This window comes from Methanothermobacter sp., assembly GCF_049720995.1.
GTDB lineage: Archaea > Methanobacteriota > Methanobacteria > Methanobacteriales > Methanothermobacteraceae > Methanothermobacter.
In genome coordinates, this window is the sequence record NZ_JBNASF010000008.1 from 34,482 (window position 1) to 61,340 (window position 26,859).

A 26,859-nucleotide genomic window follows, 5' to 3' on the forward strand; every position below is an offset into this window, starting at 1 on the left:
GGGTCACCCCATCGTTCAGCAATTCATGGAAATCAAGGTATCCTCTGAAAACATCACCATAAAAACACCCACAGCATCAGCCAGCAAACCACCAGCCAGGGGATCACACAAAAACAACCCTTACCACCACAACATCCACCGTGGAGACCTCCATTCTGTGGAAACTGTAGGTGCGGCGTATAGGGAATTCTGCCCTGAATCTGTGGGTCACCCTCCCCCCCAACCCCTCATAGTAGCGCCTCACAAAGTCCTCAGATCCGGCCATATGGAATGAGTACACAGCCCTCCCCATGGCTGATGCCGCCTCCATGAAAACCCTGTCGGCACCCCTATCAGCCCTCTCCTGTGAACCGAAGGGGGGATTCTGGATTACAGTATCAACTCTCCCTGTGACCTTAACCAGGTCATCATAATCACGGACATCGGCCTCAATGAACCGGATGTTCCCAAGCCCCAGATCCTCTGCCACACCTTCCGCAAGCTCAAGGGCCCCTGCATCCACATCCACACAGTAAACCATCTCTGCACCAAGAACTGCCGCCCCAATGCCCAGGATGCCCGTACCGCATCCAAGGTCCGCAACGGTTCTTCCCACAATATCCCCCATGTCCCTGGCTGCCCAGAGGACCTCAGCGGCCAGAGGGGCCGGGGTGAGGTACTGTTCAAGACCCGGGTCAGGGTGGGGGTGGGGAGGGACTCTCTCAAGAAGCATCTCAAGTTGTCTCTTTCTCCTCATGGTACCATAACTGAAGGTGGTTAACTGAAGGTGGTAGACTTAAAAAGAGTTACCCCAATATAATATATATGTGTTATAAATTTCAGGGTGCGGTCAGATGTTCAGCAAAATCCTCGTTGCAAACCGTGGTGAAATAGCAATAAGAGTTATGCGCGCATGCAGGGAGCTAGGAATAAAAAGCGTGGCTGTTTATTCCGAAGCAGATAAGAATGCGCTCTTTACAAGGTACGCCGATGAGGCATACGAAATAGGTAAACCATCCCCATCCCAGAGCTACCTGCGAATAGACAGGATAATCGATGTTGCCGAGGAAAGCGGTGCCGAGGCCATCCATCCAGGTTACGGTTTCCTGGCAGAGAACCCTAAGCTTGGGGAGGAGTGTGAGAAACACGGAATCAAACTGATAGGTCCCAAAGGTTCCGTCATCGAGGCCATGGGAGATAAGATAACATCAAAGAAGCTCATGAAGAAGGCAGGGGTCCCTGTAATCCCTGGAACCGATATGGGTGTGAGCGACCCGGACGAGGCCGCTGAGATAGCTGATTCAATCGGCTACCCCATCATCATAAAGGCGTCGGCAGGTGGCGGTGGCATAGGTATGAGGACCGTCTACGAGGAGGACGAACTCATAAGGGCCATGGAATCCACCCAGTCTGTTGCGGCATCCGCATTCGGGGATCCAACGGTTTATATAGAGAAGTACCTTGAAAAGCCCCGTCACATTGAATTCCAGGTAATGGCCGATGAACATGGAAACGTTATCCACCTTGCAGACAGGGAGTGCTCAATACAGAGGCGACACCAGAAACTGGTGGAGGAGGCACCATCACCCATCATGACACCTGAACTGAGGAAAAGAATGGGTTCAGCCGCAGTTAAGGCCGCCGAATATATAGGTTATGAGAATGCAGGTACCGTGGAGTTCCTGTATTCAAACGGGGACTTCTACTTCCTTGAGATGAACACCAGGATACAGGTCGAGCACCCGATAACCGAGGTGATCACCGGTGTGGACCTTGTTAAGGAACAGATAAGGGTCGCCTCAGGAGAGGAACTCTCATGCAGACAGGAGGACATAACAATAAGGGGCCATGCAATTGAGTGCCGGATAAATGCAGAGGACCCCCTATCAGATTTCGCCCCGAACCCGGGTAAAATCACAGGTTACAGGTCCCCCGGTGGAATAGGGGTCAGGGTTGACAGCGGGGTTTACATGAACTATGAGATACCACCATTCTATGACTCCATGATATCCAAACTCATAGTATGGGGAATGGACCGTCAGGAGGCAATAAACAGGATGCGACGTGCCCTCAGTGAGTACATCATACTGGGCGTCAGAACCACAATCCCCTTCCACAAGGCAATAATGAAAAATGAGGCATTCCAGAGGGGAGAACTTCACACACACTTCGTGGATGAATACAGGCGGGGTATAGAAGCTGAGATGCAGAAGATCGTCAAAGAGGACCAGGAGATGGTTGAACGCCTCCACTCAACATTTCTCCCATCAAAGAAGGTTGCAGCAATATCTGCAGCCATCGGAGCATACATGCACTCAAGAAGGGGGTGATTATATGGAAGATTACTATGATCCATGTGAACTTGAGGTAAAAACCAGGTACATAGGGCACGAAGTAAAATGCTTCGATGAGGTGGACTCCACAAACAACGTGGCCAAGCGGATGGCAGAGGATGGCGCCCCGGAGGGTACAGTTGTAATTGCAAGAACCCAGTCCCGGGGGAGGGGTAGACGGGGTAAACCCTGGATATCACCCCAGGGCGGGATATGGATGTCCATTATACTCAGACCAGAGGTTCACCCATCAACGGCCCCCCTCCTCACACTGGTCACCGGTGTTGCAGTTGCCAGGACACTGAAGGAGGAATGTGGACTGGACGTGGGAATAAAGTGGCCCAACGATATACTGATTGGAGATAAAAAGGTATGTGGGATACTCACAGAGGCCCATGCAAGATTCAACACCCTCGAATACGTGGTTGTTGGTGTGGGAATCGACACCAATGTGGATATCAGCCACTTCCCGGAGGAACTCAGGGAAGGGGCAACCTCCATTAAGAATGAACTCCAGAAGGACATAAAATCCAGTGAACTGATATCAAGGTTCCTTAAAAACTTTGAGGAGGTCTATGATTCCTTCAAGGAGGGCAGAATGGATGAGATTCTAAGAGAATGGAGGAAGATGTCAAAGACAATCGGCAGACGTGTTGAAATAAGGAAACAGCTTGGTGAAATCGTCCATGGTGAGGCCATCGGCATCAACAGCGAGGGTGCCCTCATACTGGAACTGGACGATGGAACGCTCCGCAAAATAATATCCGGCGAGTGCATACACCTGTGATATCGGTGGCCCTCAGCTGCCACCGTTAACCTCATTTTTCTAATACCTATCAGAGAGTCTCGATTATGGCTGGCCCCCCGCGTTCACCATCCACCCTGAATTTTCTTCCGGTTATTTTTTCTGCAAGCATAATATTGGTCTCTGCGTGAAGTGTGAGTTCACATGTGGCCACTCTTGAATTTCCTGCGATGGCCATGTAGGGGATGATCTGATCGCCCATGTACCTGTCAAGGGGTCTGCCAGATTCTATGAAACCCATGAGTTCCTCTGCAGCCTCTGCACCAACCAGTTCTGCCCTCTTGCCTGGTTTTCCAAGTGAAGTTGCACCAAGCCTTGTGTTGCCCTCAGCCCAGAGTGTGATTCCCGAACCCCTGCCCGGTGAACCGGAGGCGTCCTCAACACGTATATCCACATCGAGCCCTGTTCCCTCAAGGATCCTCCTGGCTGATTCCGCCTGCCTTTCAGCAACATGTATCGGAAGGTTCCTGGAGTGGGAAACGCCCCTTATGCAGTGAATTTCAGCACTTTCAAGTACAATGGGCCCGGGTGTGGATGGCTCAATGGTTGCATGAACCACACCCCCACCTTCAGGATAGTAGCCCCTCTCAATTAACTCAAGATTTGCAGTGTAACCCATCATTCCGAGTACCGGGAGTGTTACCTCCCTGAGGTAGTCTGCCGTGGGGGCCCAGAGGACATCTGTGCCTCCCCTCACGGTCACATCCAGTTCACCTCTGGAGGCTGTGGAAGCTATCATTATGGCCTGGAGGACAAGCCCGGTGCTTCCAGCGGTTTTAACGTCAAATTCAAAGTTACCACCACTGATACATCCTGGTGAAAATTCCAGTTCCATTGACCCGAGTTCATCTCCTCTGAGTCTGCCGTTACTTATTTCTGCAATTGCCCTCACAGCAGTGAGGTGCTGATGTGACAGTCCCTTTCGGGGTCTGCGAGCCCTGATATTGTATATTCTTATCCTGAGCGATTTTATGGCTGCAAGGGCCGTTGAAACCCTTACAACGGCTCCCCCGCCCTCACCCTCTGATCCATCAATAACTATCAGCCTGACACCTCCATTATAAACTCAGAATCGTTCATATGTGGCCATTTCAGTTTTTTCTGGTGGGAAAAATTTCAGGATGTGATTTTTTTGAAAAAAAATTATTTTGAGTGCTCAGAAACCGTTTTCCTGCATGAAGGCCCGGGAACCATCATGAACCAAAGATAAGTTTATCCATCATCACCCTGTCATTGATGATGCCTGAAAGTTTGTCCACTGCCTCCTCAATTGCATCCCTCAGAAGTTCAGGTTCAAGTCTCTCTGCGTCCCTTGATGCCAGGTCAAACCTCAGTGTCTTTGATGCCCCGGGCATCCCCACAGCGGGTATGGTTATTATTCCATGGTCAGAGAGGAGCAGCATTGAAAGGGCCACACCAATCTCATCACCGGTGTATGTGGAATCATAGAGTTTCTCCAGTGAATCTGGTTTCATCATTATACCGGTGGGTGTCTCCTCCACATTAAGGTTCCTCAGAGCCTCAAGAAGGTACCCCTTCCTTTCAAGGGCTTTGAGAATTTCAGATGGGTCAAATTTCTCCAGTGCCCTCACCATTGCAGCGATAAGCGGTGGCTGGGCCTCAAGTCCGAACCGGTAGGCCCTCGATTTAACCCTCTCGACAAGGTCGGATCTTCCTGCGAGAAGACCTCCCCTTGGCCCGTGCATCAGTTTATCGGTGCTTGTAACTGCAAGGTCCGCTCCCAGGTCACATGCCCTCTTCTGGTTAAATAGAACCGTCCTCAGCCTGGCGCCTGATGCATCATCAACAAGTACAGGGACCCCCACCGAGTGGGCCCTTTCAATTACATGCTGGAGCTCCGCCTCATCAACCACCCTGTGGTCCATTGTCGAACCTGTCACAACCACGAGGGACGCGTCTTCTGGTATATCCTCTGTGAAGTCATCGGTCTCATGGTACCCTGCTGCTGCCAGTTCAGTGCTTGCCGGGATGGATGGGTGGGACGGGAGCTCCGGCAGGTAGTGCACAACCAGTGAACCCTGCTCTGTAAGTTCCAGGATTGATGCAAGTATCGCGCTGCTTGTCCTGTTAAAGGCGGCCACCATCTCACCGCCCATGTGCTTTCTGCCAGCTATCTGGAGTCTCTCCTCAAAGACCGCTGACCCCACGTACGTCTCAAGGAGTCCAATATCCTCCCTTTCAAGGGGGAACCCCCCTGAAAGACCGGTGAGGTCATATATTCCCTTGCGCCCCTCGCTGGCAATACGCTCCCCTATTATCTGGAGGGCGTGTTCCCTGCGCTTAACCTCATTCAGGTGATCATGGAACATCACATCACCCATTCAATCATTTTCCCCTGCTACATTCCCCTTCCTTGGTCTGCTGTTCTCTGGTTTCAGGATTATGGCATGATCCGCAGAATTCTGCAGCGCTGCGCTGAAACCTGGCTCGGCGCCTATCACAATTGTATCCTTACCATTTTCCTTTGCCTTGTTTATTATGGGTAGAAAATCAGCGTCGCGTGTCATAAGGGCTATTATATCAATATTAGGGTTGTATATCAGTTCCATAGCCTCAACAGCCATGTAGACGTCTGTATCTCCAGCCACGACAATTGGTGTAAAGCCCTGGTTTACAATGGCCTCTATCAGTTTATCAGAGGCGTACTGATTCAGAAGAACCTTCCCAACACGCATATTCCCGTATTCAGACATTATCTTCCTTACAAGGTCAAGGTTCAGGCTGAATTCCTTTCTGAGCATGTTCGGCCCATCCACAAGAAGGCCAATGTTCTTTTCACCGCCCTCCTTTTTCTTGATGGGAATGTATTCCTTAAGGGAAGTCAGTTTTTCAAAACTTCGCATGGTATTGAATCCTCCACTGAAAAAATTTAATCATAATATGTATTGAAGTTATTATAAATAAAGTTAAAGTTTCTTAAGACCCGTGAACTCCAGGATCATTCAATCTCAAGTGATAGTTCATCCTCAAAGAGTTCCCTTACAACCTCAAGGGATTTATCGTCGAGCTCTGTGATTGACCCCTCACCACCCTCATTGTAGTAGTACTCTGCGTTCACTATTCTACCCTCATCATTGAGGTAAAGGAAAAGTCCGTCATAGTACCTTTCAGGGTTGCTTGATGGAAGAAATATTTCAATTCTCACAAGGATTTCAGAACCACATATATTGTTATAGAAGTTCTCACGTTCATCATCATTTTTCAAAAGCTTTTTAAATTGATTTATTCTCTGTTTAAGCTCCTTCTCAATCTTTTTATCAGACATCATATCACTCGCACAGTTATAAAGGTTGATTTCACCCTTAATCAAAGTTCTCATATATAATTTTTGATAGCGGAAGATAACGTTAATATATGATCTGATTTTCCTAAAACGTCAGGATATCAGTTCAAGGGGATTATGCCGGCACATCATCATTATATCCGAGTGGGAAAATCCATGTTTCTTCATCAGGTATATGAACTGCTTCATACCTGCAATGGGGGATGGATTGTGGCCCTGCCCGAAGTCAGTCGCCATTATGCACCTTTCTACCCCAACATACCTCACAGATTCAGCTATGAGTTCAAAGTCAAGCCCATCATGGCGGGGCATGCAGGCCACAAGGCAGTGCTCAAGGAAAGCGTGCCTTGACATCTCCCTCTGCTCCTCCAGAGTGGCGCCCACAGCACCAGTCAGTGGATGGTTGATGACAATTTTACCGACACCATGGTCCGCGGCAAGGTCAAGGACATGGAATATCTCATGGGGTTTCAGGTGTCCGGTTCCCAGGACCATTTCATGTTCAGCAACAGCGGAAAGAACAGCATCAAGGTCACCCTCAGCCCTCCCGACCGAGACGGTGGGTAACCAGACGAACCTTCCGCCCATCATGGCGGCGGCATGGACCGCTTCCGGGTTGAGGCCCCCCATCGGCGTGTTCAGTGTAACACCCCCAATGACCCTCATACCCGTAACCTCAGAGGCCAGCGCGGCCCTCCCTGAGGTGGGTTCGGTGTGGCTCTTTATCACAACAGCCTCCATACCCTCCCTGAGTGCGGCGAAAGCCAGTTCAATGTCATTCATGGATCTGACCCTCACATCAGGGGCCGTGTGGATATGGGTGTCCACAAGTCCATCGAGTTTAATGTGCTCAGAGATGCTGAAGTCAAACATTGCACACACAGCTCAATCGAGTATTCTCTGGACCTCAAGGTCGTATTCATCATCCGGGGTTTCATAGAGGCTCCTCCCAGCGGCGTCCATGGCAACTATGAGGGGTCCGAAGTCCTCGACCTCCAGCTCCCATACCGCCTCGGGTACACCCAGGTCCAGCCAGTGCACTGCGGCTATACCCCTAACTGCCGAGCCATAGAGTGCCGCGCAGCCCCCAACAGCTGCCAGGTAAACAGCGCCTTTTTTTCTGAGGGCATTCCTCGTTCTATCATCCATTCCACCTTTACCTATAACCGCCCTCACACCCATCTCTATAACCTGTGGCTGGAAGGGGTTCATTCTCCCGCTTGTGGTGGGCCCCACAACCACGAGTCGTGCCGGGGGCTCAGTTATCGACTCACCACTGATATCAGGTTCCGATTCAAACCTTATTATGGGTCCTGCATGGAATATCACAGAGCCCTCAATATCAAAGGGAGATCCCCGTTCAATTATCCTTTTATGGGCCCTGTCACGGGCCGTGAATATTTTTCCAGTGATATAAACGATGTCACCAGCTTTAAGTTTGGCTACATCATCTGAAAGTGGTGTTTTAAGTTTTATCTCCATGAAAACATCTCCCATGCCTGTATAAAGCCATCAGGGTGTGTGCTTCAGAACGACGTGGATCATTAACCAGATCAGGGTTAAACTCCAGAGCATTCCAGAAGGGCTGCTGCTGAATAAATTTAATATGGATCAAATTTTTAAATATCTTTCTCCATTAGATCCCAGAACTAGTTGAGGTAGAATATGTCAAGCACAAAGAATGTGACTGATCTCTCAAAGTACATCATGACCCTCCCTAAAACCGAAATATCCCTCCTCTCAATGATATTTATAAGCTTCTTTGTGGGTGCTGTGGGGTTTATCATCGATATGGTCCCCGGGATAAGCGTACTCCATGATATACTCTATGGGGGAACCAATGGGGTGCTTGTCCTTGGATTTTCATCAATAATGGCAGGTGCCATCACCCAGCCATGGGTCAACTCGCTGGCTGGCAGAAGGATGAAGATGAAGCAGTCCATGTTCCTGGCCTTCTTCTCCATGATGATATTCTCTCTGATCTACCTCGGTGGGTGCCTGGCATCATCCCTGCTGCAGACCGACCTAATAGTCAACTCCATAATACTCGCCTCTGCTGTTATATTCGCCTTCCGCCTGCTGGTGATCTGGGGAACCTCAAACATAAGCTTCACAAATTCAATCCTCATATCCTCTGTTCAGCCAATCCTCATAGTGAGCATGAACATCGTTGTGTCATTCCTGAGCATCGCCACAAATATCGGCTACTTCAGTTTGATAGGATTTTTACTGAAGATACTTGTCGCCTCAGCAATGCTCATACTTGCCATCTACTCATTTGTCATGGTGGTTGAGTCACCCATGAGAAAGAACCTTGGGGTCGGCTCACTGGAGTTCCTGAGCCTCTTTCTCTCACATATAACCGAGGATTCACCTGAACTTGAAAGCATCTTCAGTGAGATCGGTGAACCCGTGGACACCCTTGCGGGTGTGGTTGCATTCCAGAGGGGCTCCGATATAAAGGCTCTCTTCATAAGCCCCTCGGTACATCCGGGTCCAATAGGAACCATAGGCGGTGCCAACATGCCCACAATACTCTCCGAGAGATTTGACACATTCACAATGGTCGCCCATGGCCCCTCAACCCATGACTTCAACCCGGTATCCGTGAGGGAACTGGAAAAGGTTGAGGGTGCCATCAGGGAGGCGCTTGATTGCATGGAATACCATGAGGGAGCCAGTAAATTCAGGAGATACACCAGAAACAGTGCCACCATCGGCGTCCAGTTCCTTGGCGATGGCATGCTGATCCTGGCAACAATGGCACCCCATGGATTTGATGACATAGAATTTGGTGTGGGGCTTTCAATGATGAACCTTGCGGGGGGTCGCTGCGGATCAAAAAATGTGGTTGTTGTGGACTGTCACAACTCATTCCAGGGTGAAACAGGCAGAATACTTGCAGGCAACCCTGAAATGTTCGACCTCCTCGATGCGGTGGACTCCATTGAGTGCCCTTCACGCCGCCATAAATTGAGGGTTGGCTGTGCCCAGAGGAAAATGGATGGCCTCTCAAAGGAGGATGGCATTGGCCAGAGCGGAGTTATGGTCATGGTGGTTGAGACCGGAGAACAGAGGACCGCCTACGTACTCCTTGACGCCAATAACATGGTCATGGGCTTCAGGGACGAGATACTGGAGGAGCTTCTGAAGCTGGACATAGATGAAGCCGAGGTGATGACAACGGATACCCACTTTGTGAACACCCTTTCAGGAGGCCACAACCCCGTGGGAAAACACAGAAGGGATGAGATTATAACTGAGATCAGGGAGGCGGTCTCAGAGGCAATCGATGACCTTGAGGAGGTCAGGGCAGGGTGCAGGGTTGTTAGAATAAGGGGTCTGCATACCCTCGGTCCCACCAATTCAACGGAACTTGTATCAACCATAAGTTCAATCGTTGCTGTGAGCCGTGTGATAGCCCCCCTCATATTCGTACTTGCACTTATATTCGTCTTTGCCTGGATATTCTACTGGGCCTGAAAAAGGGGAATCTATGGGGTTATGGTGGTTGAAGTTATGAGTATTGCCCATATAACGAACCAGATGAAAAGAAATGGCACTATACCACTCCAGAGCCACCCCTTAAATCCCCCAACCTCTTCCTTGCCGAATAACCTTTCTGCAATATTTCCAACAATCAACAGTATAACAAGGCCCGCGAAGGTGCCGAGTGCCTGATTTTTTCCGAGAACTGCTATTGAACCATTTGAAAGGTAAAATGACACTATGGCCGCCACTATACCTGCAGGAACATGAAGAGCAGTCATTTTAGCATCAGTATCCACATTAAAACCTCCAGAGAGTTTTTAGTATCTTGATGGTCTTAAAAGTTTTCCATCGAACCATGGAAAGATATTATTATACCATCATTAAATACTTAAAGCCGTCGGACTTCTGTTTCTTGCGAGGTGTTGAATATGAAGACAATGTCAAACGTTGATGTTTTTGCAGTTACCAGGGAACTCAATGAGATTCTAACGGGTGCCAGGGTGGATAAGGCCTATCAGCCCCTCAGGGACACTGTAATAATCAGATTCCATATCCCGGGCGAGGGAAGGGCGGATGTGATTATGCAGGCGGGTGTAAGGATACACAGGACAGAGTATCCCCCTGAAAATCCAAAGATTCCCCCATCATTCCCCATGCTCCTCCGAAAGCACCTTAGGGGTGGAATCGTGAGGGAGGTCCGGCAGCACAGCTTTGATAGAATAGTGGAGATAGAAATCGAGAAGGAGCAGAAATACACCCTCGTGGTGGAACTATTCTCAAAGGGGAACATAATACTCCTTAACCAGGAGGGAGAAATAATACTGCCCCTTAAAAGGAAAACCTGGAGCGACAGAAGAATAGCGTCCCGTGAAAGGTATGAGTACCCCCCATCAAGGGGTCTCCACCCCCTGAGGTATGATAGGAGTGAGCTTGAGGGGATGCTGAAAAACTCAGACACCGACCTCATAAGGACACTTGCAAGAAACGGGTTTGGTGGCCTCTATGCAGAGGAGATCATTCTGAGATCAGGTCTCGATAAGAATAGGGCAGCCAGCACCCTGAGAAGAGATGAGATAGAAAAAATTGACTCTGCAATAGGTGAACTCTTCAAGCCGCTCAGGGACCTCAAATTCAAACCCCATATCATAAAGAACGGTGAAGGTGACGTGCTCCCCATTGAACTCATGGTGTACCGTGATAGAGAGAGGGAGTACTTTGAGAGTTTCAACGAAGCTGCAGACGAGTTCTTCAGTTCAATATTCAGGGAGGAGCTCAGGAAGGCCCATGAGGCCGAGTGGGAGAAAGAGGTTGAAAAATTCAGGAAGAGACTCAGGATACAGAGGGAGACCCTCCAGAAATTCCAGGAAACAATAGATACCTCAACAAGAAAGGGTGACCTCCTCTATGCACACTACCCGGCCGTTGAGGATGTGATCAGAACAGTAAGGGATGCCCGTGAAAAATACTCGTGGAAGGAAATACGGAAGATAATAGCTGATGCCCGCAGGAAGGGAATGGCAGAGGCCCAGATGATCCGGGAAATTGATGGAATGGGAAACATGACCCTCCTTATTGACGGTGAAAGGATAAGGATTGACCCGAAGCTTGGTGTTCCAGAGAACGCAGAGATCTACTATGAAAAGGCCAAGAAATCCAAAAGAAAAATAAAGGGTTTGCTTCAGGCGATGGAGAAAACAGAGAAAGAAATTGAGAGGGTTGAGAAGAGAAGGGACGATGCCCTCAGAAACATCATGGTTCCCCAGAAAAGGGTTAAGAGGAAACTCCGCTGGTTTGAAAAATTTCGCTGGTTCATATCATCAGACGACTTCCTTGTAATTGGTGGAAGGGACGCCGGCACCAACGAGATGGTCGTGAAGAGGCACATGGACCCAAGGGACATATACCTCCACTCAGATATCCATGGGGCTCCATCGGTGGTTATAAAAAGTGAAGGTCGGGAGGTACCAGAAACAACCATTCAGGAAGCCGCGGTTTTTGCAGCGTCATTTTCAAGTGCATGGGCACGGGGTTTCACGTCCCTGGATGTCTACTGGGTTCGCCCGGAACAGGTTTCAAAAACTCCAAGGTCAGGGGAATTCGTTGCAAGGGGGGCCTTTATCATAAGGGGTCCCAGAAATTACATTAGGGGTGTTCCCCTAAAGGTTGCCGTTGGTGTGGTGGACCACGATGGAGAAAGGGTGATGTGCGGCCCCCCATCAGCTGTTAAAAAAAGAACAGAAAGCTTTGTTGTGTTAAAGCCGGGTTACACCAAAAAAGAGGCTCTTGCAAAGGCCATAAAGGCAAAAGTTGATCCTGAGAACCTATTCCAGCTTGAGGACTTTGTAAGGGTCCTTCCACCAGGAAAGGGTAACATTGTTACAGAAGATTAAGTTATTTAACCCTCCTCTTAAGGTTCTTCTTGAGGAGGAAGTTCAGGTCAATGAAGTATTTGCCCTCCTCATCAGAGACTATTATTGACTCATCCTCAAGGAGAGATGTCAGGTTAACCTCATATATGCCGTTCTTCCTGACCATTATGGTCTCAATGGGGTCCCCAACCGGTTCAGGGTCCCTCCTGTCAGCCACATACCTGAAGTACCTGCTTCCACATTTTGGACATCCATTCTTTAGTTCCTCTGAAGACCTGAACTTCTCCCCGCACTTAATGCACTGATGCACCTGAATCACCGATCTCTGCAATCATTGAGAGGAAGTTCGACTTCCTCTTAACTGTCCGCATGACATTGGCAGGGCCTATTATGGTAAGTCCAACTGTCCTTCTCTTTGAGAGTCCCAGAAACGCCTTTTCATCCTTTTCAAGTGTATATATGTCTATTCCCACAAAGTTTTCAACGTCGATCTCCCTCATGGTGGTCTCTATGAGTTCAGCCTCCTCTGCGGGCGAGAGACTCCCCTCCAGAACCAGTATGTCCCCATCCTTTACACGGTCTATGATCATTGAGATCTTTTCCATGCTGCTTTTATCCTCAAGAGCCTCTGATGAAAGAAAATCCATTTTCAAGCCATCCATTTTAACCCCTCATCTGAATTTTTTAACCATCTGCATGTAAAGGTCCTCTGTGTTTTCACCGTGAAGCGCTGAGATAGGGACAACAGTATGCTGTGGGAAAACCGATATGATCCTCTCCGGAGATGACTCAGGAAGGTCTATCTTGTTTGCAACTATGAGGAAGGGTATCCTCCTTGCCTCAAGGTTCCCTATTATTGTTATATTGGCCTGTGTCAGAGGGTCCTGTGATGAATCCATGACAAGGAGCACGCCGGTAACGTCATCAAGCCATTTTATTGCCTCTATTATCCCCTTGGTGGCCTCCTTAGCCCTTTCCTTGGCTTCCTGCTCTGACAGCCCAAATTCAAGGAAGTTCTTGTAGTCAACCTTTGTTGCTATTCCCGGTGTGTCAATTATGTCAAAGTCGAGCTCCGCCCCGTTCCTCTCTATGGTGATTCTCTCCTGTTTATACACCGTTCTTGTCTCATGGGGTATCTCTGAGGTCAACCCCAGGGGTTTTCCAAGCCAGTCCTCACACATCCTGTTTGCAAGGGTTGTTTTACCGGAATTAGGGTGACCGTAGAGCCCTATCTTCACTTTCTTGTTCCTTCCGAATAGTTTATCAAGGAAATTGGTGAAAAAATTTGCCATCCTTATCACTTCTTTATGATTAATCTTCATAGACGCCCCCGACCTCAAGGACAACGACCTCTGTGTCAGGGGAGGTTCTCCTTACCATTCCAGCAAAGATCTCCGGGTCCTGTTCAATTACCGGGAAGGTGTTGTAGTGCATGGGAAACACCCTTTCAGGTTTTATCCATTCCACGGCTATGGATGCATCCTCCGGCCCCATTGTGTAGCGGTCCCCTATCGGTAGAAGTGCAATTTCGGGCCGGTAAATGGCACCTATAATATCCCTCATATCCGTGAACAGCCCTGTGTCACCTGCATGGTACACCTTCCCCTCAGGGGTTTCAATGATGTAACCGCAGGCGCTTCCCCCCGATGTTACCTCCTCTGTGAAGTCTATATCTGAGGAATGCCTTGCATCCACCATCCTTATGTTGATTCCATCAACAGAAACAGTTCCCCCGATGTTCATACCGTTACTTTCAAGCCCCTGCCTCCCGAAGAAAACAGAGAGCTCGTGGTTAGCTATTAAGATGGCCCCTGACCTGTCAGCTATCTCCATGGCATCGCCAAGGTGATCTGCATGACCATGGGTGACACAGATAACATCCGGGTCAAAGTCCTCCACAGCACTGCTGCAGACAGGGTTATTGCTTATGAAAGGGTCTATGAGTACTTTTGTATCATCCGATGTTATCTCAAATGCCGAGTGTCCAAACCACTGAATTTTCACTAAACTCCCTCCAGGTTGATTTCATCTGAAAGATTCCATGCCTCCTCAAAGAGTTTTTTAATTTCAGATATGGATTTCTTGTCCTTGTAGATAACACCAACCTCAAAACTCTCATAAATCGGGTCAGTTGATATTATAAGGCCGTTCTTATCATCTGCAACCGCTGCAACAGTATGTATATGGGGCATGGTCCTTATCTTAACGTTATTGTCCATTAAAACCTTTATGAGTTCCACCGAGGCCTCGTCATCCAGACTGGCCTCCTGTATTATGAGGCGGCTCTCTGTATCCATGAATTTCTTGAGCACTGAGACATCTATGTTCCTTATCCATGGATACATGAGGACAACACTTTCATCAGCAGCGGTAATGGTCTCCCTCATTGCATCCTGCACATCTGATGCATCAAATGACCATATTATGCTCGGCTCCCTTGTTTCGGCCCTTATCCTGTTTATGGCTCCCTTGAATGAATCCAGTCTGTCCTCCAGGAGGTCCTCAACATCATCCACATTCTCTATGTACTCCTGCTTGAGCTTCTTGAGCCTTTCTGTCACGTAGGTGTTATCCGTCTTTGCTGGTGTTCTTCTGACCGGGGCGGGTTTTACCGGTTTCTGTGTTTTCTTTTTAGGTGGTAAACCCTTACCCTTTTCAGCTGCATCCTCCTTACCCTTTCTCAGTTTTGGAAGGCTGAACAGCCTTTTACGGGGAGTTTCAGTGGTTTCAGTCTTAGAAACCTCTTCTGGAGCCATTTCAGGAGATTTCTTTTTGGGAGCGGGTCTTATGGTCTTTTCAGGGGTGATTTTTCTGATAGGGGCTATTCTGGAAGGCTTTGAAGCGATGGCCTCTGACGCCGATGACACCTCAGTAGAGGATTTCGCATCCTTTAATTCCTTCGTGGGGGTTCTGGGCGTCCTGAACGGTTTGGCTCCGGTTGGTGTCTCAGGGATGCTCTTTTCTGAACGTTTGGATTCCTTTTCTGGTTTTTCGTTTAGAACTGAAGGAACTCTCCTCTTTGGAGCCCCCTCAACAGCCTCAGGAGCACTCAAAGTTGACCTTCCAACACCAACAACCTTCTTTTCAGGAGCCCCCTCAACAGCCTCAGGAGCCTTAAAGGTGGGCTGTCTTTTAACAGGAGCCCTTGCAGCATGTTTAACCTTCTTTTCAGGAGTTTTTTTCGCTGATACAGTTTTAATAGATTCCAGGTCTATTCTTCCTGCAAATAGAAGGGTGATTATAAGACCCGGTACAAAGAGAATGAGGCCCAGAAAGAACATCAAAATATCCGGCGGTGTTGCAAAGCCAAGTGACATGAAGTAAAGGCCAGCAAATATCATTAGGATTCCAGCAAATGTAACCAGTAAATATATCATTGAATGCCTCCCGCTCCCAGGAATTACTAGAGTTTAAATTAATATTCTATTATCTGCATTCATTTATAAAAGGTTTTTTAGGGTGAAAATTTATAATGTGGTTTTTATAAATCCCATATAAATAAAAATTGGGGTGGATTTCAGTGATAATAGTTTTTGATGAATGCGGTCAGGGAGCCGCTGAGTATATACTTCTCTTTGGTGGTGTGATTGTTATTGCGATAGCAACCCTTTTGATCTATACAGAGTACATAAAAACAACGAATCCTCTTAATGTGACAACGGACCTCAACAATGTCAGGGAAAGCGTAAACAGCGGATAATCACATGTTCCCTGCCCTGATCTCAAAGTATGTTATGAGGTGCCTGAGCTGTTCAGGGGCATCATCCTCGTCACTCAGGGCATAGGCAAGTTTCTGTGTCAGGATACGCTTCTGGTCAGGGTCCAGGGACAGTATTTCATTTACTATCATTCCAAATATGGCTTCTGCGTCAATCCCAATCTCAGCCGTTTTAGCCCTGAAGATTTTTCTGAGTTTGTTGAGTGCTGATTCTGATTCATGCAGGTTTTCAGATTCAAGTTTTCTTATTAAGAGGTTCATTTCAAGTGGATCCCTCTGCACAAGACCAAATATTATGCCATCGGGTTTAATAGACTGCACCCTATCAATGCCATTGTATATGCCAAGGTCATAGCCTGTGACGGTTATCCTGCTGGCCTTGAGCAGCTTGAAGATGGCCTCATTTATTGTCTTATCGGTGACACTGAACTCGATTCTCGACCTTATTCTGTCCACAATTTCAGCCCTGCTGAGATCACCCTCCTGGAGGATTTCAAGTATCACCCTGTCAATGTTGTACTTCCGAGGCATCACATCACCTTTGTGATACTATGAACAAAACCATTTAAATATATTTATATCGATGTGAAATGAATGGTTAAACTGGAAAGGTTATCCGCTAAATTTATAAGTGGTTAACAACAGAAGATAGAACAAGCCAAAACTGGTGAATTAATGGAGGTGTGAAATTATGAAGTTCTTAAAAGATGAAGCCGGACAGGGCGCAGCTGAATACATACTGCTCTTCGGTGGTGTAATCGTAATAGCAATCGTCGCACTACTAATCTACAGAGCATACTTCAGCAGATCAAACCTCAACGCCGCACAGGACATAAACAACGTCAGGACAAACGTCAACACAGGTGCAGGAATCTAAGAGCAGGATTAAATTGTTGATCGAGGAAGAGGCCCAGATAAGCGCTGAAATGATACTGATCGTAGGAGCACTACTGGTAATAGTCATAGCCGTAGGCTCCTACATATTCAACATTTCCGGATCAATAGCTGGAAACATCAGTGAAGTAATCAACACAGCCCGTGACACCACGATCAACAGACTCTGATTAAAATTCTTTTCTTAAAATTTTTAAATTGTATTTGAATTATACTGCTATTTTTAAATTAAGTTACTCACTATCATAACCAACTGAAAATCCAGATAAACACCGCTCAATACTTCTGTAACCACAAACACCCCCCCCTGAGACCTCAATGAATGATACTATATGGCCCATGACGCTACAATCAAACTATGATTAACCTCTTCAAAAATTCTTAAGTATATAAACCTTTATTTCTGGATTTTCATAAACCAGGATGAAACTGTCATCAGGAACTCCCAGTAAAAGCCTTAAGAGCAGTGAGTTCCTGTATTTTCTGTTCATGAGGTACATTGCACCATCCATTTCCACCACTGAACTCTTTCCTGAAGGATCGATAACCTCCTCCTCAATGCGGTTTCCCCTAACCCATATCCTGGAGTATATATCCCCTGAAACCGTGTAACTTCCATCCAATCTGACGGCCATGCTGCTGATCATCTGATCCGGAATCACAATGACTATTTCACGTGAATTGAGAGGGTGTGTGAGGCTGATTACCCTGAGGGCATCTTCCTCATTAAGACCGTACTTCTTCACCAGCACATCTCTGGCCTGGGATCTGTTAAGGGAAAGGATCTCATCCATTATCCTGAGGGACCCTGCACTGTCGCCTGTATAGTTCTCAAGGAGAAGGTATGCCTCATCACCGGAGTTGGAAAGCATCCTCAGAACATTTACAGATAGCGTCGTGTTGTCAGACGAAAGGGCCCGGCTGATCCAGTAGTCCCTTGCAGTTGATGGTATCCCCGGGTCAATGGACGGCCCATACCACAGAGCTCTGGCTGGTATGGTCTCAATGTAGGCCAGCCTGCCGTCATAAAGAACCGGTCTATCTGCTTCTGATGTGTAGAAGTGGCCATAACTCCATTCAGTTACTATAACTGAATCAGTGGAAGTATTTTCAGCTATCCACTTTGCTGATTCCTCAAAGTAGTCATCATACCCGGGTTTCAGATCTCCAAGCATCCCCCATGATATGAAAACCTGGACCAGAACCAGTACCATGATGATAGAGGAGACAGCTATTTTAATCTGTTTAAAAGTCCTGTTGGGGGAATGTTCTGTCACCATACCTGTTAATATCCCTGCGGATATCGAAAGGGGCTGTATAAGGAACATGATGAACCTTACACCCTTCATTAGCATCAGTGCCCCTGTCAGGATCCAGAGGGAGAGTATGATAATCAGGATTCCCGGTTCAGTGTCACGTCCACAGATAAGGTACAGTGGAATTCCAGAGCCTCCCATAATAATCAGCAGAGGTGATACGTACCTCAGGATTTTATCAGGGGATGCTGGCTGAAGTTCCGCCACTGTGGCATATGAATCAGGCCATGGATACCATAACGTGGAGCTCATGAGATCAGGTAATCTTAGAGGTGCCATGAAAAGTTTAATGAGTTCAAGCCGGTTCAGAAGTACCAGAAGAACAAAAAGAACAGCGAATGCTGGAATGAATATCTCCATCATATCCCTCATTTTTTCAGTGCCTCTAAACATCACCAGACAAACCAAAAACGCTGCAAAAAGTATGTAAAACATTATCTGCCAGCCACTCCATGTGACTGAGAATAGAAAAAGGAACAGCCCCGCGCATGATGATAGGAGGATCCTGCTTTTTTCACTGCAATCTGCCTCAGCAAGAAACAGGAGCACAGTTAGTGGAACTGTGATAATAAGCATGTCAGTATCATAGAATCCATAAACAGTTTTAATAAGATAGAAGGGTGCTGAAACAATGAGCACGCCTGCCACAAATCCAGGGAAGTTCCCGTAAAATCTTCTTACAATGAGAAAACATACCATTCCCGCAAGTGGAGCTGTGAAGGCCGGCATGATAAGACAGATTTCACGTAGAGTTACCGGTGAAAATGCGCTGATCAGTGCATATAAGGTTGAGACCATGATGGGAAGCAGTGGGGGGTAGTCCAGAGGAACACCTGGAGGATAATATGAGTGAAGATCCCATGGCATCCCATCAATCACAGCATCACCCATGTGCCCCCCTGATACGAGGTTCTCTGTGAGGCGGTAATTGTAATAGGAGTCGCTCTCCTGAAAATACTGCAGTCCGTTTTCGTCGGTATACAGTGGATCATCAAAGAAAGCATTTTCCATCCTCAGAAAGAATCCAAGAAAGAATATAACTGCAATTAAAATAATTGAAATCCTCAAATCCCTCCCCCACATCACCTCAACCCCCAGATGGTTACATAACCATTTCTGTATATCCTTCTGAAGTGGTCGCTTTCCTCCCCGAGGAGCACAAGTTTTACAAAAAGGGAATCTTCAAATCTCCTATCTATAATTATAGCCTCCCCTTCCTCTGGGAAAAATATAACAGAAAAATTACTTGATTTTTCAACATCAAATCTTTTCACAGAGTTCCCATTCTTTATTATGAAACGGTAGGGTCTCTTACCCATCCATAATCCTTCATCAACCGATTTCAGCATTTCAGAGCTCGTGGTATCCACCACCTTATAGAGTGGCCTGGGGGTAAGTGAGCTGAAGCTCCATGAGCCATAATAAAGGTACCAGTACCCTATGTACCTCATGCCACCGGTTGTTAGAATAACATAGTTCACCCTCTCTGGATGGGTGTATCCGAGGAGTTCATCTGCAAATCCACTTTCAAGACCGTAAGTTGTGGTGAGAATTTTCTCCGCAGATTTTCTGTCGACACCAAGGATATCGTTGAGTATCTTAACAGTCAGTGAAGTGTTCTCTGTCCTGTTTTCGAGAAGTGAGACTGCGGCGTCCCCTGAAGATGTGAGCATATTTAATATCCCAACAGATAAACTCTCATTGTCTGTCTCGAATGCCCTGAAAATCCAGTAGGCCCTGGGAGTATTCTGTGATCCCCCATCAAAAAGAACTGGTCTCTCTGCAGCGGCTGTGATGTAGTGACCATAGCTCCATTCAGTCACAACAACAGTGCCCTGTGGTGTTCTGTCTTTCAGAAAATCCGCCGCATCTGAAAAATCATCATTTATAAATGGAACTCTGCTGATTTCGGCAGCCTCGACGGCGGCCACTGAGAGGATGAGGATGAGGAGAAGAACCACCGGGACATCCACCCTGAAGTTCCATCTGTCACTGATGGTCCTCATATATGAGAAGACAGCACCAAGGAATATACCTGATATGAATGTGAGGGGGGGTATTGCGAGAATACCGAAGCGAACACTGATGTAATATGCAGTAAGCCCTGATAGCATCCATACCAGTGAAAGGGTGAGTATGAATGGGTTGAATGATGGGAGGTGTTTCCTCCTCATATTTCCCCTTATAAAGATGCTGATAATCACAAGAGAACCGAAAACGCCGAATCCCAGGTTGAGGGGTCCCGCGGCGGAGAGGAACACCTCCGCTGAGGGGTGGTCAAGTTCCGAGACCGACTCATAGATATCAGGCCATGGCCCCGTTGATGATGTTGAATCAAGGATGCAAAGCGGGCTGAGCCCTGAAAGCTGCTGGGGACCATTGAATAATCCTATCAGAAGAATTGCCAGTAAAACCGGGAGGAAGAGCCTCTCAATGCACTGAAAATCAAGGGTTCCCCTCCTAAAGGATACGATTGAATAGATAAAGGCCGATGCAAGGGTAACATAGAACATGAACGGCCACCCTGTCCATGAAAGGGAGAAAAGCAACATTGAAACCGCGAAAAGCACCCCTGAAGCTATGTAGACATGTTTATCCCTGGATTCTACCACGCTTGTGTAGAAAAGCACAATTAAAGCTGGCATCAGACAGTTGAACATATCTGTATCAAAAAAGCCCGGAAGCGTCCTTGCAAAGTAGAGGGGCGCTGTGACCATCAGGATACCGCCTGCGAACCCCGCAGCATCGCCAGCATACTTTCTGATTAGAAAGAACATGACAGTACCTGCAAAGGGTGCCACAACAGCGGGTAACCAGAAGCAGAGCTCATAGAGGCTCATATCAGTGAAGGGATAAAGAAGCCGGTAGAACATTATAGAAACCCATGATATCACCGGTGGGTAATCAGCGGGTCTTCCTGGAGGGTAATAGGAATATGAGTCCCACGGGATGCCAGATCTCAGTGTATCGCCAGGATGCCCGTTTTTCAGGTAGTTCTCTGTGATGCGGTAGTTGTAGTAGGAGTCCAGTTCATACATGTAGGGGAGGCCCTGATCATCTGTGAGATATGCCCTCTCAGTCCCATTAACGTCCCCGAGACAAACAGTATCAGCTCTCAGGATGAAACCTGTGAAGAATATGAGTACCATCATAATGAAGATCTTCACATTTTCATTGACTTCCAGGAAAAACACCACCTATTCAAGACCATAGAGTGATGGATTCATCCGGGGTATCATTGCCATGAGGACGCACTGTTCTGTATTTCCAATACGGTCAAGGAGGCCATGGGAGAGGAAACTCACAGCACCCCTCTTCCTGCCCAGTTCATCCACTCCGGTGAGTTCATCCATAACGTCCCCCACCTCCCTGCCTGAGATGACCTCCTCAACCACTGAAGGGGGGTATTCAAAACCCGCGCTCACCCCCAGTGTTACCTGATCGCCATCATATATGGCACACCACTGAAGATCCACAAATCCCGTTATTGTCCCAGGTACCCTGTGAAGACCTGACTCGATGCCAACACTCAGCTCACAGTTGCTGAAAGCCCCTCTTGCACGGTTGATGGCACCCTCCACAGTCTCCTCAAGACCTACTGGCTGATCAGATACTCCTGAGTCAACCTCAACTCCCCTGACCTCAACTTCATCGAATATCTTCCCAAGGACATTCTCTGTGGCCCTAACCTTAACAGGATTTATTGATCCCACATTAACCCTCATGGAAACACCCCGAGATTCACCGATTTCTCTTCCTCTTTATGGCATGGCGTATCCTCTCAAGCAGATGACCCATCCTGTCTATCTCACCCCTCCTTATCCTGGTGGATGAGATGGGTATACCATCATCTGCGGGTACCATGTCAATGGTTATGATATCAAGTTCCCTGAACCCCTTCCTTTTTCTTATCTCATTTATCTCATGGGCAACCGGCTCGGTCTCCCTGCTCACCACTATGGCATCGAAGCGTTCATCTGTAACTGTGGTGCCGTAGGGGTCCTCCAGTCTCATTATATGGTACTCGGTATCCTTATCTGAAAGATAATCCTCAAGATTCTTCATCCTGACACTGCATGGTTCTATATCGTCTCCCTTTGCCGATGCAAATTCATCTGACGTCACACCGATCATCACGGTATTCCCTACACGGAATGCCTCATCAAGGAGTCTTCTGTGGCCCTTATGAAATCTGTCAAAGGTTCCCCCAACAGCAACAAGTGAGTACTTCTTTACCTTCATCCTATCATCTTCAGAAGCCAATACCCTAATTATGTTGGAGTTAAATTTATATTATGCGGACACCCTCCTATGGCCACTTTAAGTGCAATGACTTTGTAAATTATAGACCATGCAGCTTCGGGAATACAATGTCATCATCAAGAACCCGCGCATGGTTGATGTCAGGGTCGCATCCTGTTACCCCGGGCCCTACAGGACCGCCATGTCATCACTCGGTTATCATATAATATATCATCTTATAAATTCAAGGGAGGATGCATGGTGTGAGCGGGTGATACACCCCTATAAACGAAGCCTTGAATCTGGAAGTCCGCTGAGGGACTTTGATATAATCAGCTTCACCGTGCACTACGAGGAGGACTATTTCAGGATCCTCCAGATGCTGAGAGATGGCGGTGTCTCGCCAAGGAGGGATGGGCGTGATGGACCCCTGGTAATCGCGGGAGGACCCTGCATAACATCCAACCCCCTTCCTCTCTCAGATTTTATTGACCTCTTCATAATAGGTGAGGCTGAGCCTGTGCTCAACAGATTGATCGACAGGTACCTTGAGCTGAATGATCCTCGCCGTGAAATTGATGAATTCATGGACATAAGGGGTGTTTACATCCCCGACAACCCTGCAGAAAGGGTCATTGTTGAGGATATGGACAGGGCATGTCACCCTGTGAGACAGATAGTTCCCGTCACAGATGATAAAAACATGGTCCCCTCACTCGGAAGATCATTCCTCCTGGGTGTTTCAAGGGGGTGTTCACGGGGCTGCCGTTTCTGCATGTCCGGCTACCTCTACCGTCCAAAGCGTGAGACATCACTCACCAGGCTCCTGGATGTTGCAGAGAAGGGCCGTGCCGCCACGGGTTACAGTAAGGTATCACTTATAGGTGCTGCTGCCTCTGACTATTCACGTATAGATGAACTCTCCTCCAGACTCGTGGATATGGATTTCATGGTTTCAATGCCATCACTCAGAATAGAATCACTATCACCCCACCTCATGGATACACTGCTTGAAGGGGGACTTAAAACAGTTACAGTGGCACCAGAATCAACCCTTAAATTGCGAAGAAAACTTAACAAGCCCATAAGCGATAGCATGATATTTAAAAAAACAGAGGAAGCTATAAGAAGGGGTTTGCGTGTTAAAATGTACTTCCTTACAGGCACCCCTGGTGAGTCGGATGCGGACCTTGAGGATCTGGCGCGCCTCATACGTGAACTCCATGAAATAAGAAGGGGGATGGTTACCTTCAGCATCAACCCCCTCATTCCCAAACCACACACCCCCCTCCAGTGGATGGAATATGATATGAGGAAAATGAAGAGGAAGATCAAACTTCTGAGGAAACTCACAGGGGGTATTCCTGTTAAATTTGGAAGTCCCCGCAGTGGACTTATACAGTATGTGCTCTCCACAGGAGGACCTGAAACTGGGGAAATCATTGAGAGGGCCTCCTTTTCAAAGGTACCCCCAAGGGAATGGGAGCTCCGCTGCAGCAAGAGAAACCCCGGCGATGCTCTTCCCTGGGATAACATCAACCTGGGGCTGAGGAAGGACTTCCTCATGAAAGAATACATTAGGATGAAGGAGGAGAAAGTAACACCATGGTGTGAGGAGTCAGGATGCCATGGATGCATGGATAGCTGTTCATGGCAGCAGGAAGGGCGATTAAGATGACAGAATTTGCTTCAAGAATAAGGGACATAAGGCTTTCAGAGATAAGGAAAATGTTTGAAGTTGCAGGTGAGGACACAATAAATCTCGGGATAGGTGAACCTGATTTCAATGTACCTGAACATGTGAGGGAAGCCCTCAAGGGGGCTGTGGACGAGGGACTGACACACTACACATCAAACAGGGGTATGGATGAACTCAGAGAGGCCATTTCAGAGAAACTCAAAACAGAAAATAGAGTCCACGTTGAACCTGAATCAATAATAGTAACCGTTGGTGCCAGTGAAGCGATATTCATGTGCACACAGGCCCTTCTTGATAGGGGGGACCATGCACTGATACCTGACCCTGGTTTCCTATCATACGACGCCTGTGTGAAGCTGGCAGAGGCCATAAGCGTACCGGTGCCCCTCAGTATGGAGGATGAATTTTCCATGACCCCTGAAAGGGTTGAATCGCTGATCACAGACAACACAGGGGTCATAATAATGAACTCACCATCCAATCCAACAGGTAGCGTCATGGGTAAGGATGACATTAAGGGGGTTGCTGAAATAGCAGAGGACAGGGATCTCATCATAATCTCAGATGAAATCTATGAAAAGATCATATATGATGGAAAACATTACAGCCCCGCCCGTTTCACAGATAACGCGCTGGTCATCAATGGCTTCTCCAAGACCTATGCCATGACAGGACTCAGGATAGGTTACGTTGCCGGCCGTGAGGACATAATTGAGGAGCTTCTTAAGGTTCACCAGTATAATACCGCCTGCGCGCCATCTGTGTCGCAGGTTGCTGCTCTTGCAGCCCTCAGGGGCCCCCAGGACTGCGTGAATGAGATGGTGGAGGAGTTCAGAAGGAGGCGTGACCTGATGTTCAGATCCCTCCATGAAATGGGGCTGGAGTGCATGCTTCCAGGCGGTGCATTCTACATGTTCCCACACGTGGGGGACTCCAGAGGTTTTACAGAAAATGCACTTGATGCTGGTGTTGCAGTTGTTCCAGGATCTGCATTCGGAAGGGCGGGTTCAGATTATGTTAGAATGTCCTATGCAACATCCTATGAGCTTATCGAAGAGGCAATGGCCCGGCTTAAAACTGTCTGTGGTGTTTGATTTGGAGGAATCTGAGAGGATACGTCTTGGAAAACGCGCCGCCTTTGCCGGTATAGGTGGCAATGTACTGCTGACCTCCCTCAATTTTCTGGTAGGTATTTCCTCAGGGAGTGTTGCGCTTGTTGCTGAGGCAGCCCACACACTTTCTGATGTACTGACATCTGTGATAACCTATATAGGCTTCAGGATAGGGCAGCGTCCACCTGACAGGCAGCACCCCTACGGTCATGGGCGGGCTGAGGCCCTTGTAGGACTTGTTGTTGTGGTCTTTCTTGGTATAATATCCTATGAGATACTCTCTGAGGCCTACCGTAAGCTCTTCCTGGAACTGGCGCCACCAGATTACACGGCGGCCCTGATGGCTGGTTTTGGAATAATCGCAAACATTGCAATGACCACCTACATCAGGCGTATTGGTGAAAGGATAAACAGTCCCGCGATTGTTGCAGATGCCCAGCATCAGAAGGTGGATATATTCTCATGCATAGCTATAATGTTAGGGGTTGCAGGTTCACACATGGGATTCAGATTCCTTGACCCCCTTGTTGCTGTGGTCATAGCGGGCCTTGTTCTCAAAACAGCCTTTGATGTTGGACGTGAGAATGTTAACAACATACTGGGGGCGGTCCCATCCCCTGAGATCATGGAGGACATAGAAAGATCAGCCATGTCTGTGAGTGGAGTTAAGGGGCTGCATGAGGTCCGTATAAACCACTTTGGACCCTATGCCTCCGTTGATCTGCACATAGAGGTTGACGGTGATATGATGCTCAGGGATGCCCACAGAATAGCCCATGATGTTGAAAGGCGAGTCATAGATGATGTTGATATAATAAAGATTGTCAATGTCCATGTCTGCCCTGTGGGAGAGAAGTCCCGGTGCCTTGAATGGTCATAGATCCTCTGATGAGACTTCATCCGCTGAGATAAAAAAAGAAACTACCATCACCACTTTTCTGAAAATAATCAGGAACAGAAATTAATAATTAACCCTGACTTTTCTGGCAAAATTTTCTATGGTAAACCATAAGCAGAATCAGCAGCAGTGGGATGACTATATCAATGTAGAGTGGTGCGCCGATGTTGCCCGGAGAATAGTTAAGGTTAATTAAAGCGTCCATGATGTGCCCATATGCAGCTCCGAGGTAAAATACGCTGAAACCGATTATGGTTGCCATCCAGAATTCTCCACGAAACTTCCAGGATAGCAGGCCCAGCACACCAAATGATAGGTTCGCAAAGGCAACTTCAAGCTGGAATGGACTTCCAGTGGGCCATCCGATATACCTTGCAATTATATCCGGCATAAAGGCATGCCCAATGAAGGCCCATAGTGAACCCAGCCCCACCTGTACTGTTAGAAGTGAGAGAAGAGCTATTTCAACAAACTTTTCAGAATCCAGTGATGATCTGTTACGATAAGAGAGACCTAAAATTGTAAGAATTGTTAAGATTGGCCATAAATAGTATGCTTCCATTTTCCACACCTGCATTTAGTCTATGCAGATCTGTGGAATATAATTTTCGTTTATTTGCAAGTATGAGTATGAGGTGTGGTCTGGCAGTGAAATGGGCTTCCCACAGCAAAACACCGCAGTACACACCCACAACGCA

At 47.6% G+C, this 26,859-nt stretch carries 29 protein-coding genes; 10 read left to right on the forward strand and 19 right to left on the reverse strand.

The annotated features are described in order from the left end of the window. Positions 1–103: 103 nt before the first annotated feature. Positions 104–736: an METTL5 family protein gene (locus ACPLJI_RS04000; RefSeq protein WP_424731091.1), complete on the reverse strand. Its 633-nt coding sequence runs from the start codon at positions 734–736 to the stop codon at positions 104–106. Positions 737–833: 97 nt separating this feature from the next. On the opposite strand from ACPLJI_RS04000, the gene ACPLJI_RS04005 reads away from it, so the two are divergent. Together ACPLJI_RS04005 and ACPLJI_RS04010 are read left to right on the forward strand one after the other, a co-directional pair. Next, positions 834–2,309 carry an acetyl-CoA carboxylase biotin carboxylase subunit gene (locus tag ACPLJI_RS04005; RefSeq protein WP_424731092.1) on the forward strand — a complete coding sequence of 492 codons (1,476 nt, stop codon included), beginning with the start codon at positions 834–836 and terminating at the stop codon, positions 2,307–2,309. A 4-nt stretch (positions 2,310–2,313) separates the two neighbouring features. Continuing rightward, positions 2,314–3,099: a biotin--[acetyl-CoA-carboxylase] ligase gene (locus ACPLJI_RS04010; protein ID WP_424731093.1), complete on the forward strand. Its 786-nt coding sequence runs from the start codon at positions 2,314–2,316 to the stop codon at positions 3,097–3,099. A 49-nt stretch (positions 3,100–3,148) separates the two neighbouring features. On the opposite strand, the gene rtcA is transcribed toward ACPLJI_RS04010, so the two are convergent. The 6 genes from rtcA to ACPLJI_RS04040 all read right to left on the reverse strand — a co-directional run bounded on the left by rtcA (position 3,149) and on the right by ACPLJI_RS04040 (position 7,903). Next, a complete protein-coding gene (gene rtcA / locus ACPLJI_RS04015; RefSeq protein WP_424731110.1) occupies positions 3,149–4,162 on the reverse strand; it encodes an RNA 3'-terminal phosphate cyclase in 1,014 nt (337 codons plus the stop codon). Positions 4,163–4,310: 148 nt separating this feature from the next. Next, on the reverse strand, positions 4,311–5,447 hold the full coding sequence (locus ACPLJI_RS04020) for a TIGR03576 family pyridoxal phosphate-dependent enzyme (protein WP_424741140.1): 1,137 nt from the start codon (positions 5,445–5,447) through the stop codon (positions 4,311–4,313). Positions 5,448–5,459: 12 nt separating this feature from the next. Next, positions 5,460–5,981 carry a TIGR00288 family NYN domain-containing protein gene (locus ACPLJI_RS04025; RefSeq protein ID WP_424731094.1) on the reverse strand — a complete coding sequence of 174 codons (522 nt, stop codon included), beginning with the start codon at positions 5,979–5,981 and terminating at the stop codon, positions 5,460–5,462. A gap of 95 nt (positions 5,982–6,076) precedes the next feature. Further along, positions 6,077–6,403, reverse strand: coding sequence for a hypothetical protein (locus ACPLJI_RS04030; RefSeq protein WP_424731095.1), 327 nt, complete (start codon positions 6,401–6,403; stop codon positions 6,077–6,079). 111 nt (positions 6,404–6,514) lie between these two features. Next, a complete protein-coding gene (locus ACPLJI_RS04035) occupies positions 6,515–7,294 on the reverse strand; it encodes a DUF6282 family protein (protein WP_424731096.1) in 780 nt (259 codons plus the stop codon). A 12-nt stretch (positions 7,295–7,306) separates the two neighbouring features. Next, positions 7,307–7,903, reverse strand: coding sequence for a FumA C-terminus/TtdB family hydratase beta subunit (locus ACPLJI_RS04040; protein WP_424731097.1), 597 nt, complete (start codon positions 7,901–7,903; stop codon positions 7,307–7,309). A 183-nt stretch (positions 7,904–8,086) separates the two neighbouring features. On the opposite strand from ACPLJI_RS04040, the gene ACPLJI_RS04045 reads away from it, so the two are divergent. Next, positions 8,087–9,904, forward strand: coding sequence for a DUF2070 family protein (locus ACPLJI_RS04045; RefSeq protein ID WP_424731098.1), 1,818 nt, complete (start codon positions 8,087–8,089; stop codon positions 9,902–9,904). An 11-nt stretch (positions 9,905–9,915) separates the two neighbouring features. On the opposite strand, the gene ACPLJI_RS04050 is transcribed toward ACPLJI_RS04045, so the two are convergent. After that, positions 9,916–10,191, reverse strand: coding sequence for a hypothetical protein (locus ACPLJI_RS04050; protein ID WP_424731099.1), 276 nt, complete (start codon positions 10,189–10,191; stop codon positions 9,916–9,918). Between the two features lie 150 nt (positions 10,192–10,341). Here ACPLJI_RS04050 and rqcH point away from each other — a divergent pair, with 150 nt between their 5' ends. Continuing rightward, positions 10,342–12,303, forward strand: coding sequence for a ribosome rescue protein RqcH (gene rqcH / locus ACPLJI_RS04055; RefSeq protein ID WP_424731100.1), 1,962 nt, complete (start codon positions 10,342–10,344; stop codon positions 12,301–12,303). A 1-nt stretch (position 12,304) separates the two neighbouring features. On the opposite strand, the gene ACPLJI_RS04060 is transcribed toward rqcH, so the two are convergent. Genes ACPLJI_RS04060 through ACPLJI_RS04080 form a run of 5 tightly spaced genes read right to left on the reverse strand, consistent with a single transcriptional unit; the run spans position 12,305 to position 15,659 of the window. Then, positions 12,305–12,592: a Zn-ribbon domain-containing protein gene (locus tag ACPLJI_RS04060; protein WP_424731101.1), complete on the reverse strand. Its 288-nt coding sequence runs from the start codon at positions 12,590–12,592 to the stop codon at positions 12,305–12,307. Further along, positions 12,576–12,944 carry a DUF2073 domain-containing protein gene (locus ACPLJI_RS04065; RefSeq protein ID WP_424731102.1) on the reverse strand — a complete coding sequence of 123 codons (369 nt, stop codon included), beginning with the start codon at positions 12,942–12,944 and terminating at the stop codon, positions 12,576–12,578. The genes ACPLJI_RS04060 and ACPLJI_RS04065 overlap by 17 nt, the downstream gene beginning before the upstream one ends. A 9-nt stretch (positions 12,945–12,953) precedes the next feature. Continuing rightward, on the reverse strand, positions 12,954–13,574 hold the full coding sequence (locus ACPLJI_RS04070; RefSeq protein ID WP_424731103.1) for an Era-like GTP-binding protein: 621 nt from the start codon (positions 13,572–13,574) through the stop codon (positions 12,954–12,956). Positions 13,575–13,593: 19 nt separating this feature from the next. Further along, on the reverse strand, positions 13,594–14,286 hold the full coding sequence (locus ACPLJI_RS04075; RefSeq protein WP_424731104.1) for a metal-dependent hydrolase: 693 nt from the start codon (positions 14,284–14,286) through the stop codon (positions 13,594–13,596). Then, positions 14,286–15,659: a hypothetical protein gene (locus tag ACPLJI_RS04080; RefSeq protein ID WP_424731105.1), complete on the reverse strand. Its 1,374-nt coding sequence runs from the start codon at positions 15,657–15,659 to the stop codon at positions 14,286–14,288. Before ACPLJI_RS04080 ends, ACPLJI_RS04075 begins: the two co-directional genes overlap by 1 nt. Positions 15,660–15,802: 143 nt before the next feature. Here ACPLJI_RS04080 and ACPLJI_RS04085 point away from each other — a divergent pair, with 143 nt between their 5' ends. Continuing rightward, positions 15,803–15,982, forward strand: a complete 180-nt coding sequence (locus ACPLJI_RS04085; RefSeq protein WP_424731106.1) for a class III signal peptide-containing protein — start codon at positions 15,803–15,805, stop codon at positions 15,980–15,982. Here the strand turns inward: ACPLJI_RS04085 and ACPLJI_RS04090 are convergent, their stop codons facing one another. Further along, entirely contained in the window at positions 15,983–16,531 is a 549-nt protein-coding gene (locus ACPLJI_RS04090) for a hypothetical protein (RefSeq protein ID WP_424731107.1), read from the reverse strand. It abuts the gene before it with no gap. Between the two features lie 160 nt (positions 16,532–16,691). Here ACPLJI_RS04090 and ACPLJI_RS04095 point away from each other — a divergent pair, with 160 nt between their 5' ends. Both ACPLJI_RS04095 and ACPLJI_RS04100 read left to right on the forward strand, forming a co-directional pair. Beyond that, on the forward strand, positions 16,692–16,877 hold the full coding sequence (locus ACPLJI_RS04095) for a class III signal peptide-containing protein (protein WP_424741141.1): 186 nt from the start codon (positions 16,692–16,694) through the stop codon (positions 16,875–16,877). Positions 16,878–16,893: 16 nt separating this feature from the next. Further along, positions 16,894–17,064 carry a class III signal peptide-containing protein gene (locus tag ACPLJI_RS04100; RefSeq protein ID WP_424741142.1) on the forward strand — a complete coding sequence of 57 codons (171 nt, stop codon included), beginning with the start codon at positions 16,894–16,896 and terminating at the stop codon, positions 17,062–17,064. Positions 17,065–17,265: 201 nt separating this feature from the next. Here the strand turns inward: ACPLJI_RS04100 and ACPLJI_RS04105 are convergent, their stop codons facing one another. The 4 genes from ACPLJI_RS04105 to ACPLJI_RS04120 are packed head-to-tail and all read right to left on the reverse strand — an operon-like array spanning position 17,266 to position 22,452. Beyond that, entirely contained in the window at positions 17,266–19,278 is a 2,013-nt protein-coding gene (locus ACPLJI_RS04105; protein ID WP_424731438.1) for an STT3 domain-containing protein, read from the reverse strand. Between the two features lie 14 nt (positions 19,279–19,292). Next, complete coding sequence (locus ACPLJI_RS04110; RefSeq protein ID WP_424741143.1) at positions 19,293–21,404, reverse strand: STT3 domain-containing protein; 2,112 nt, start codon at positions 21,402–21,404, stop codon at positions 19,293–19,295. A 3-nt stretch (positions 21,405–21,407) separates the two neighbouring features. Continuing rightward, positions 21,408–21,935, reverse strand: a complete 528-nt coding sequence (gene yjjX, locus ACPLJI_RS04115) for an inosine/xanthosine triphosphatase (RefSeq protein WP_424731436.1) — start codon at positions 21,933–21,935, stop codon at positions 21,408–21,410. A 16-nt stretch (positions 21,936–21,951) separates the two neighbouring features. Continuing rightward, a complete protein-coding gene (locus ACPLJI_RS04120) occupies positions 21,952–22,452 on the reverse strand; it encodes a phosphopantetheine adenylyltransferase (RefSeq protein WP_300479264.1) in 501 nt (166 codons plus the stop codon). Between the two features lie 109 nt (positions 22,453–22,561). On the opposite strand from ACPLJI_RS04120, the gene ACPLJI_RS04125 reads away from it, so the two are divergent. Genes ACPLJI_RS04125 through ACPLJI_RS04135 form a run of 3 tightly spaced genes read left to right on the forward strand, consistent with a single transcriptional unit; the run spans position 22,562 to position 26,143 of the window. Continuing rightward, positions 22,562–24,130, forward strand: a complete 1,569-nt coding sequence (locus ACPLJI_RS04125; RefSeq protein WP_424731435.1) for a radical SAM protein — start codon at positions 22,562–22,564, stop codon at positions 24,128–24,130. Continuing rightward, positions 24,127–25,245 (forward strand): pyridoxal phosphate-dependent aminotransferase, encoded by a 1,119-nt coding sequence (locus ACPLJI_RS04130; protein ID WP_424741144.1) that lies wholly within the window; start codon positions 24,127–24,129, stop codon positions 25,243–25,245. The genes ACPLJI_RS04125 and ACPLJI_RS04130 overlap by 4 nt, the downstream gene beginning before the upstream one ends. Continuing rightward, positions 25,238–26,143 carry a cation diffusion facilitator family transporter gene (locus tag ACPLJI_RS04135; RefSeq protein WP_424731433.1) on the forward strand — a complete coding sequence of 302 codons (906 nt, stop codon included), beginning with the start codon at positions 25,238–25,240 and terminating at the stop codon, positions 26,141–26,143. Before ACPLJI_RS04130 ends, ACPLJI_RS04135 begins: the two co-directional genes overlap by 8 nt. Positions 26,144–26,231: 88 nt before the next feature. Here the strand turns inward: ACPLJI_RS04135 and ACPLJI_RS04140 are convergent, their stop codons facing one another. After that, complete coding sequence (locus tag ACPLJI_RS04140) at positions 26,232–26,723, reverse strand: DUF6790 family protein (protein WP_424731432.1); 492 nt, start codon at positions 26,721–26,723, stop codon at positions 26,232–26,234. Positions 26,724–26,859: the final 136 nt, after the last annotated feature.

Bases quoted from the DNA above. Each gene is read 5' to 3' on its own strand.
- ACPLJI_RS04130 (WP_424741144.1), top strand. From the start codon at position 24,127: ATGACAGAATTTGCTTCAAGAATAAGGGACATAAGGCTTTCAGAGATA.
- ACPLJI_RS04120 (WP_300479264.1), bottom strand. From the start codon at position 22,452: ATGAAGGTAAAGAAGTACTCACTTGTTGCTGTTGGGGGAACCTTTGAC.
- ACPLJI_RS04065 (WP_424731102.1), bottom strand. From the start codon at position 12,944: ATGGATGGCTTGAAAATGGATTTTCTTTCATCAGAGGCTCTTGAGGAT.
- ACPLJI_RS04070 (WP_424731103.1), bottom strand. From the start codon at position 13,574: ATGGCAAATTTTTTCACCAATTTCCTTGATAAACTATTCGGAAGGAAC.
- ACPLJI_RS04040 (WP_424731097.1), bottom strand. From the start codon at position 7,903: ATGGAGATAAAACTTAAAACACCACTTTCAGATGATGTAGCCAAACTT.
- ACPLJI_RS04090 (WP_424731107.1), bottom strand. From the start codon at position 16,531: ATGCCTCGGAAGTACAACATTGACAGGGTGATACTTGAAATCCTCCAG.
- yjjX (WP_424731436.1), bottom strand. From the start codon at position 21,935: ATGAGGGTTAATGTGGGATCAATAAATCCTGTTAAGGTTAGGGCCACA.
- ACPLJI_RS04045 (WP_424731098.1), top strand. From the start codon at position 8,087: ATGTCAAGCACAAAGAATGTGACTGATCTCTCAAAGTACATCATGACC.
- ACPLJI_RS04050 (WP_424731099.1), bottom strand. From the start codon at position 10,191: ATGACTGCTCTTCATGTTCCTGCAGGTATAGTGGCGGCCATAGTGTCA.
- ACPLJI_RS04095 (WP_424741141.1), top strand. From the start codon at position 16,692: ATGAAGTTCTTAAAAGATGAAGCCGGACAGGGCGCAGCTGAATACATA.
- ACPLJI_RS04005 (WP_424731092.1), top strand. From the start codon at position 834: ATGTTCAGCAAAATCCTCGTTGCAAACCGTGGTGAAATAGCAATAAGA.
- ACPLJI_RS04025 (WP_424731094.1), bottom strand. From the start codon at position 5,981: ATGCGAAGTTTTGAAAAACTGACTTCCCTTAAGGAATACATTCCCATC.
- rqcH (WP_424731100.1), top strand. From the start codon at position 10,342: ATGAAGACAATGTCAAACGTTGATGTTTTTGCAGTTACCAGGGAACTC.
- ACPLJI_RS04035 (WP_424731096.1), bottom strand. From the start codon at position 7,294: ATGTTTGACTTCAGCATCTCTGAGCACATTAAACTCGATGGACTTGTG.
- ACPLJI_RS04030 (WP_424731095.1), bottom strand. From the start codon at position 6,403: ATGTCTGATAAAAAGATTGAGAAGGAGCTTAAACAGAGAATAAATCAA.
- ACPLJI_RS04010 (WP_424731093.1), top strand. From the start codon at position 2,314: ATGGAAGATTACTATGATCCATGTGAACTTGAGGTAAAAACCAGGTAC.
- ACPLJI_RS04080 (WP_424731105.1), bottom strand. From the start codon at position 15,659: ATGATATATTTACTGGTTACATTTGCTGGAATCCTAATGATATTTGCT.
- ACPLJI_RS04125 (WP_424731435.1), top strand. From the start codon at position 22,562: ATGCAGCTTCGGGAATACAATGTCATCATCAAGAACCCGCGCATGGTT.
- ACPLJI_RS04000 (WP_424731091.1), bottom strand. From the start codon at position 736: ATGAGGAGAAAGAGACAACTTGAGATGCTTCTTGAGAGAGTCCCTCCC.
- ACPLJI_RS04020 (WP_424741140.1), bottom strand. From the start codon at position 5,447: ATGTTCCATGATCACCTGAATGAGGTTAAGCGCAGGGAACACGCCCTC.
- ACPLJI_RS04140 (WP_424731432.1), bottom strand. From the start codon at position 26,723: ATGGAAGCATACTATTTATGGCCAATCTTAACAATTCTTACAATTTTA.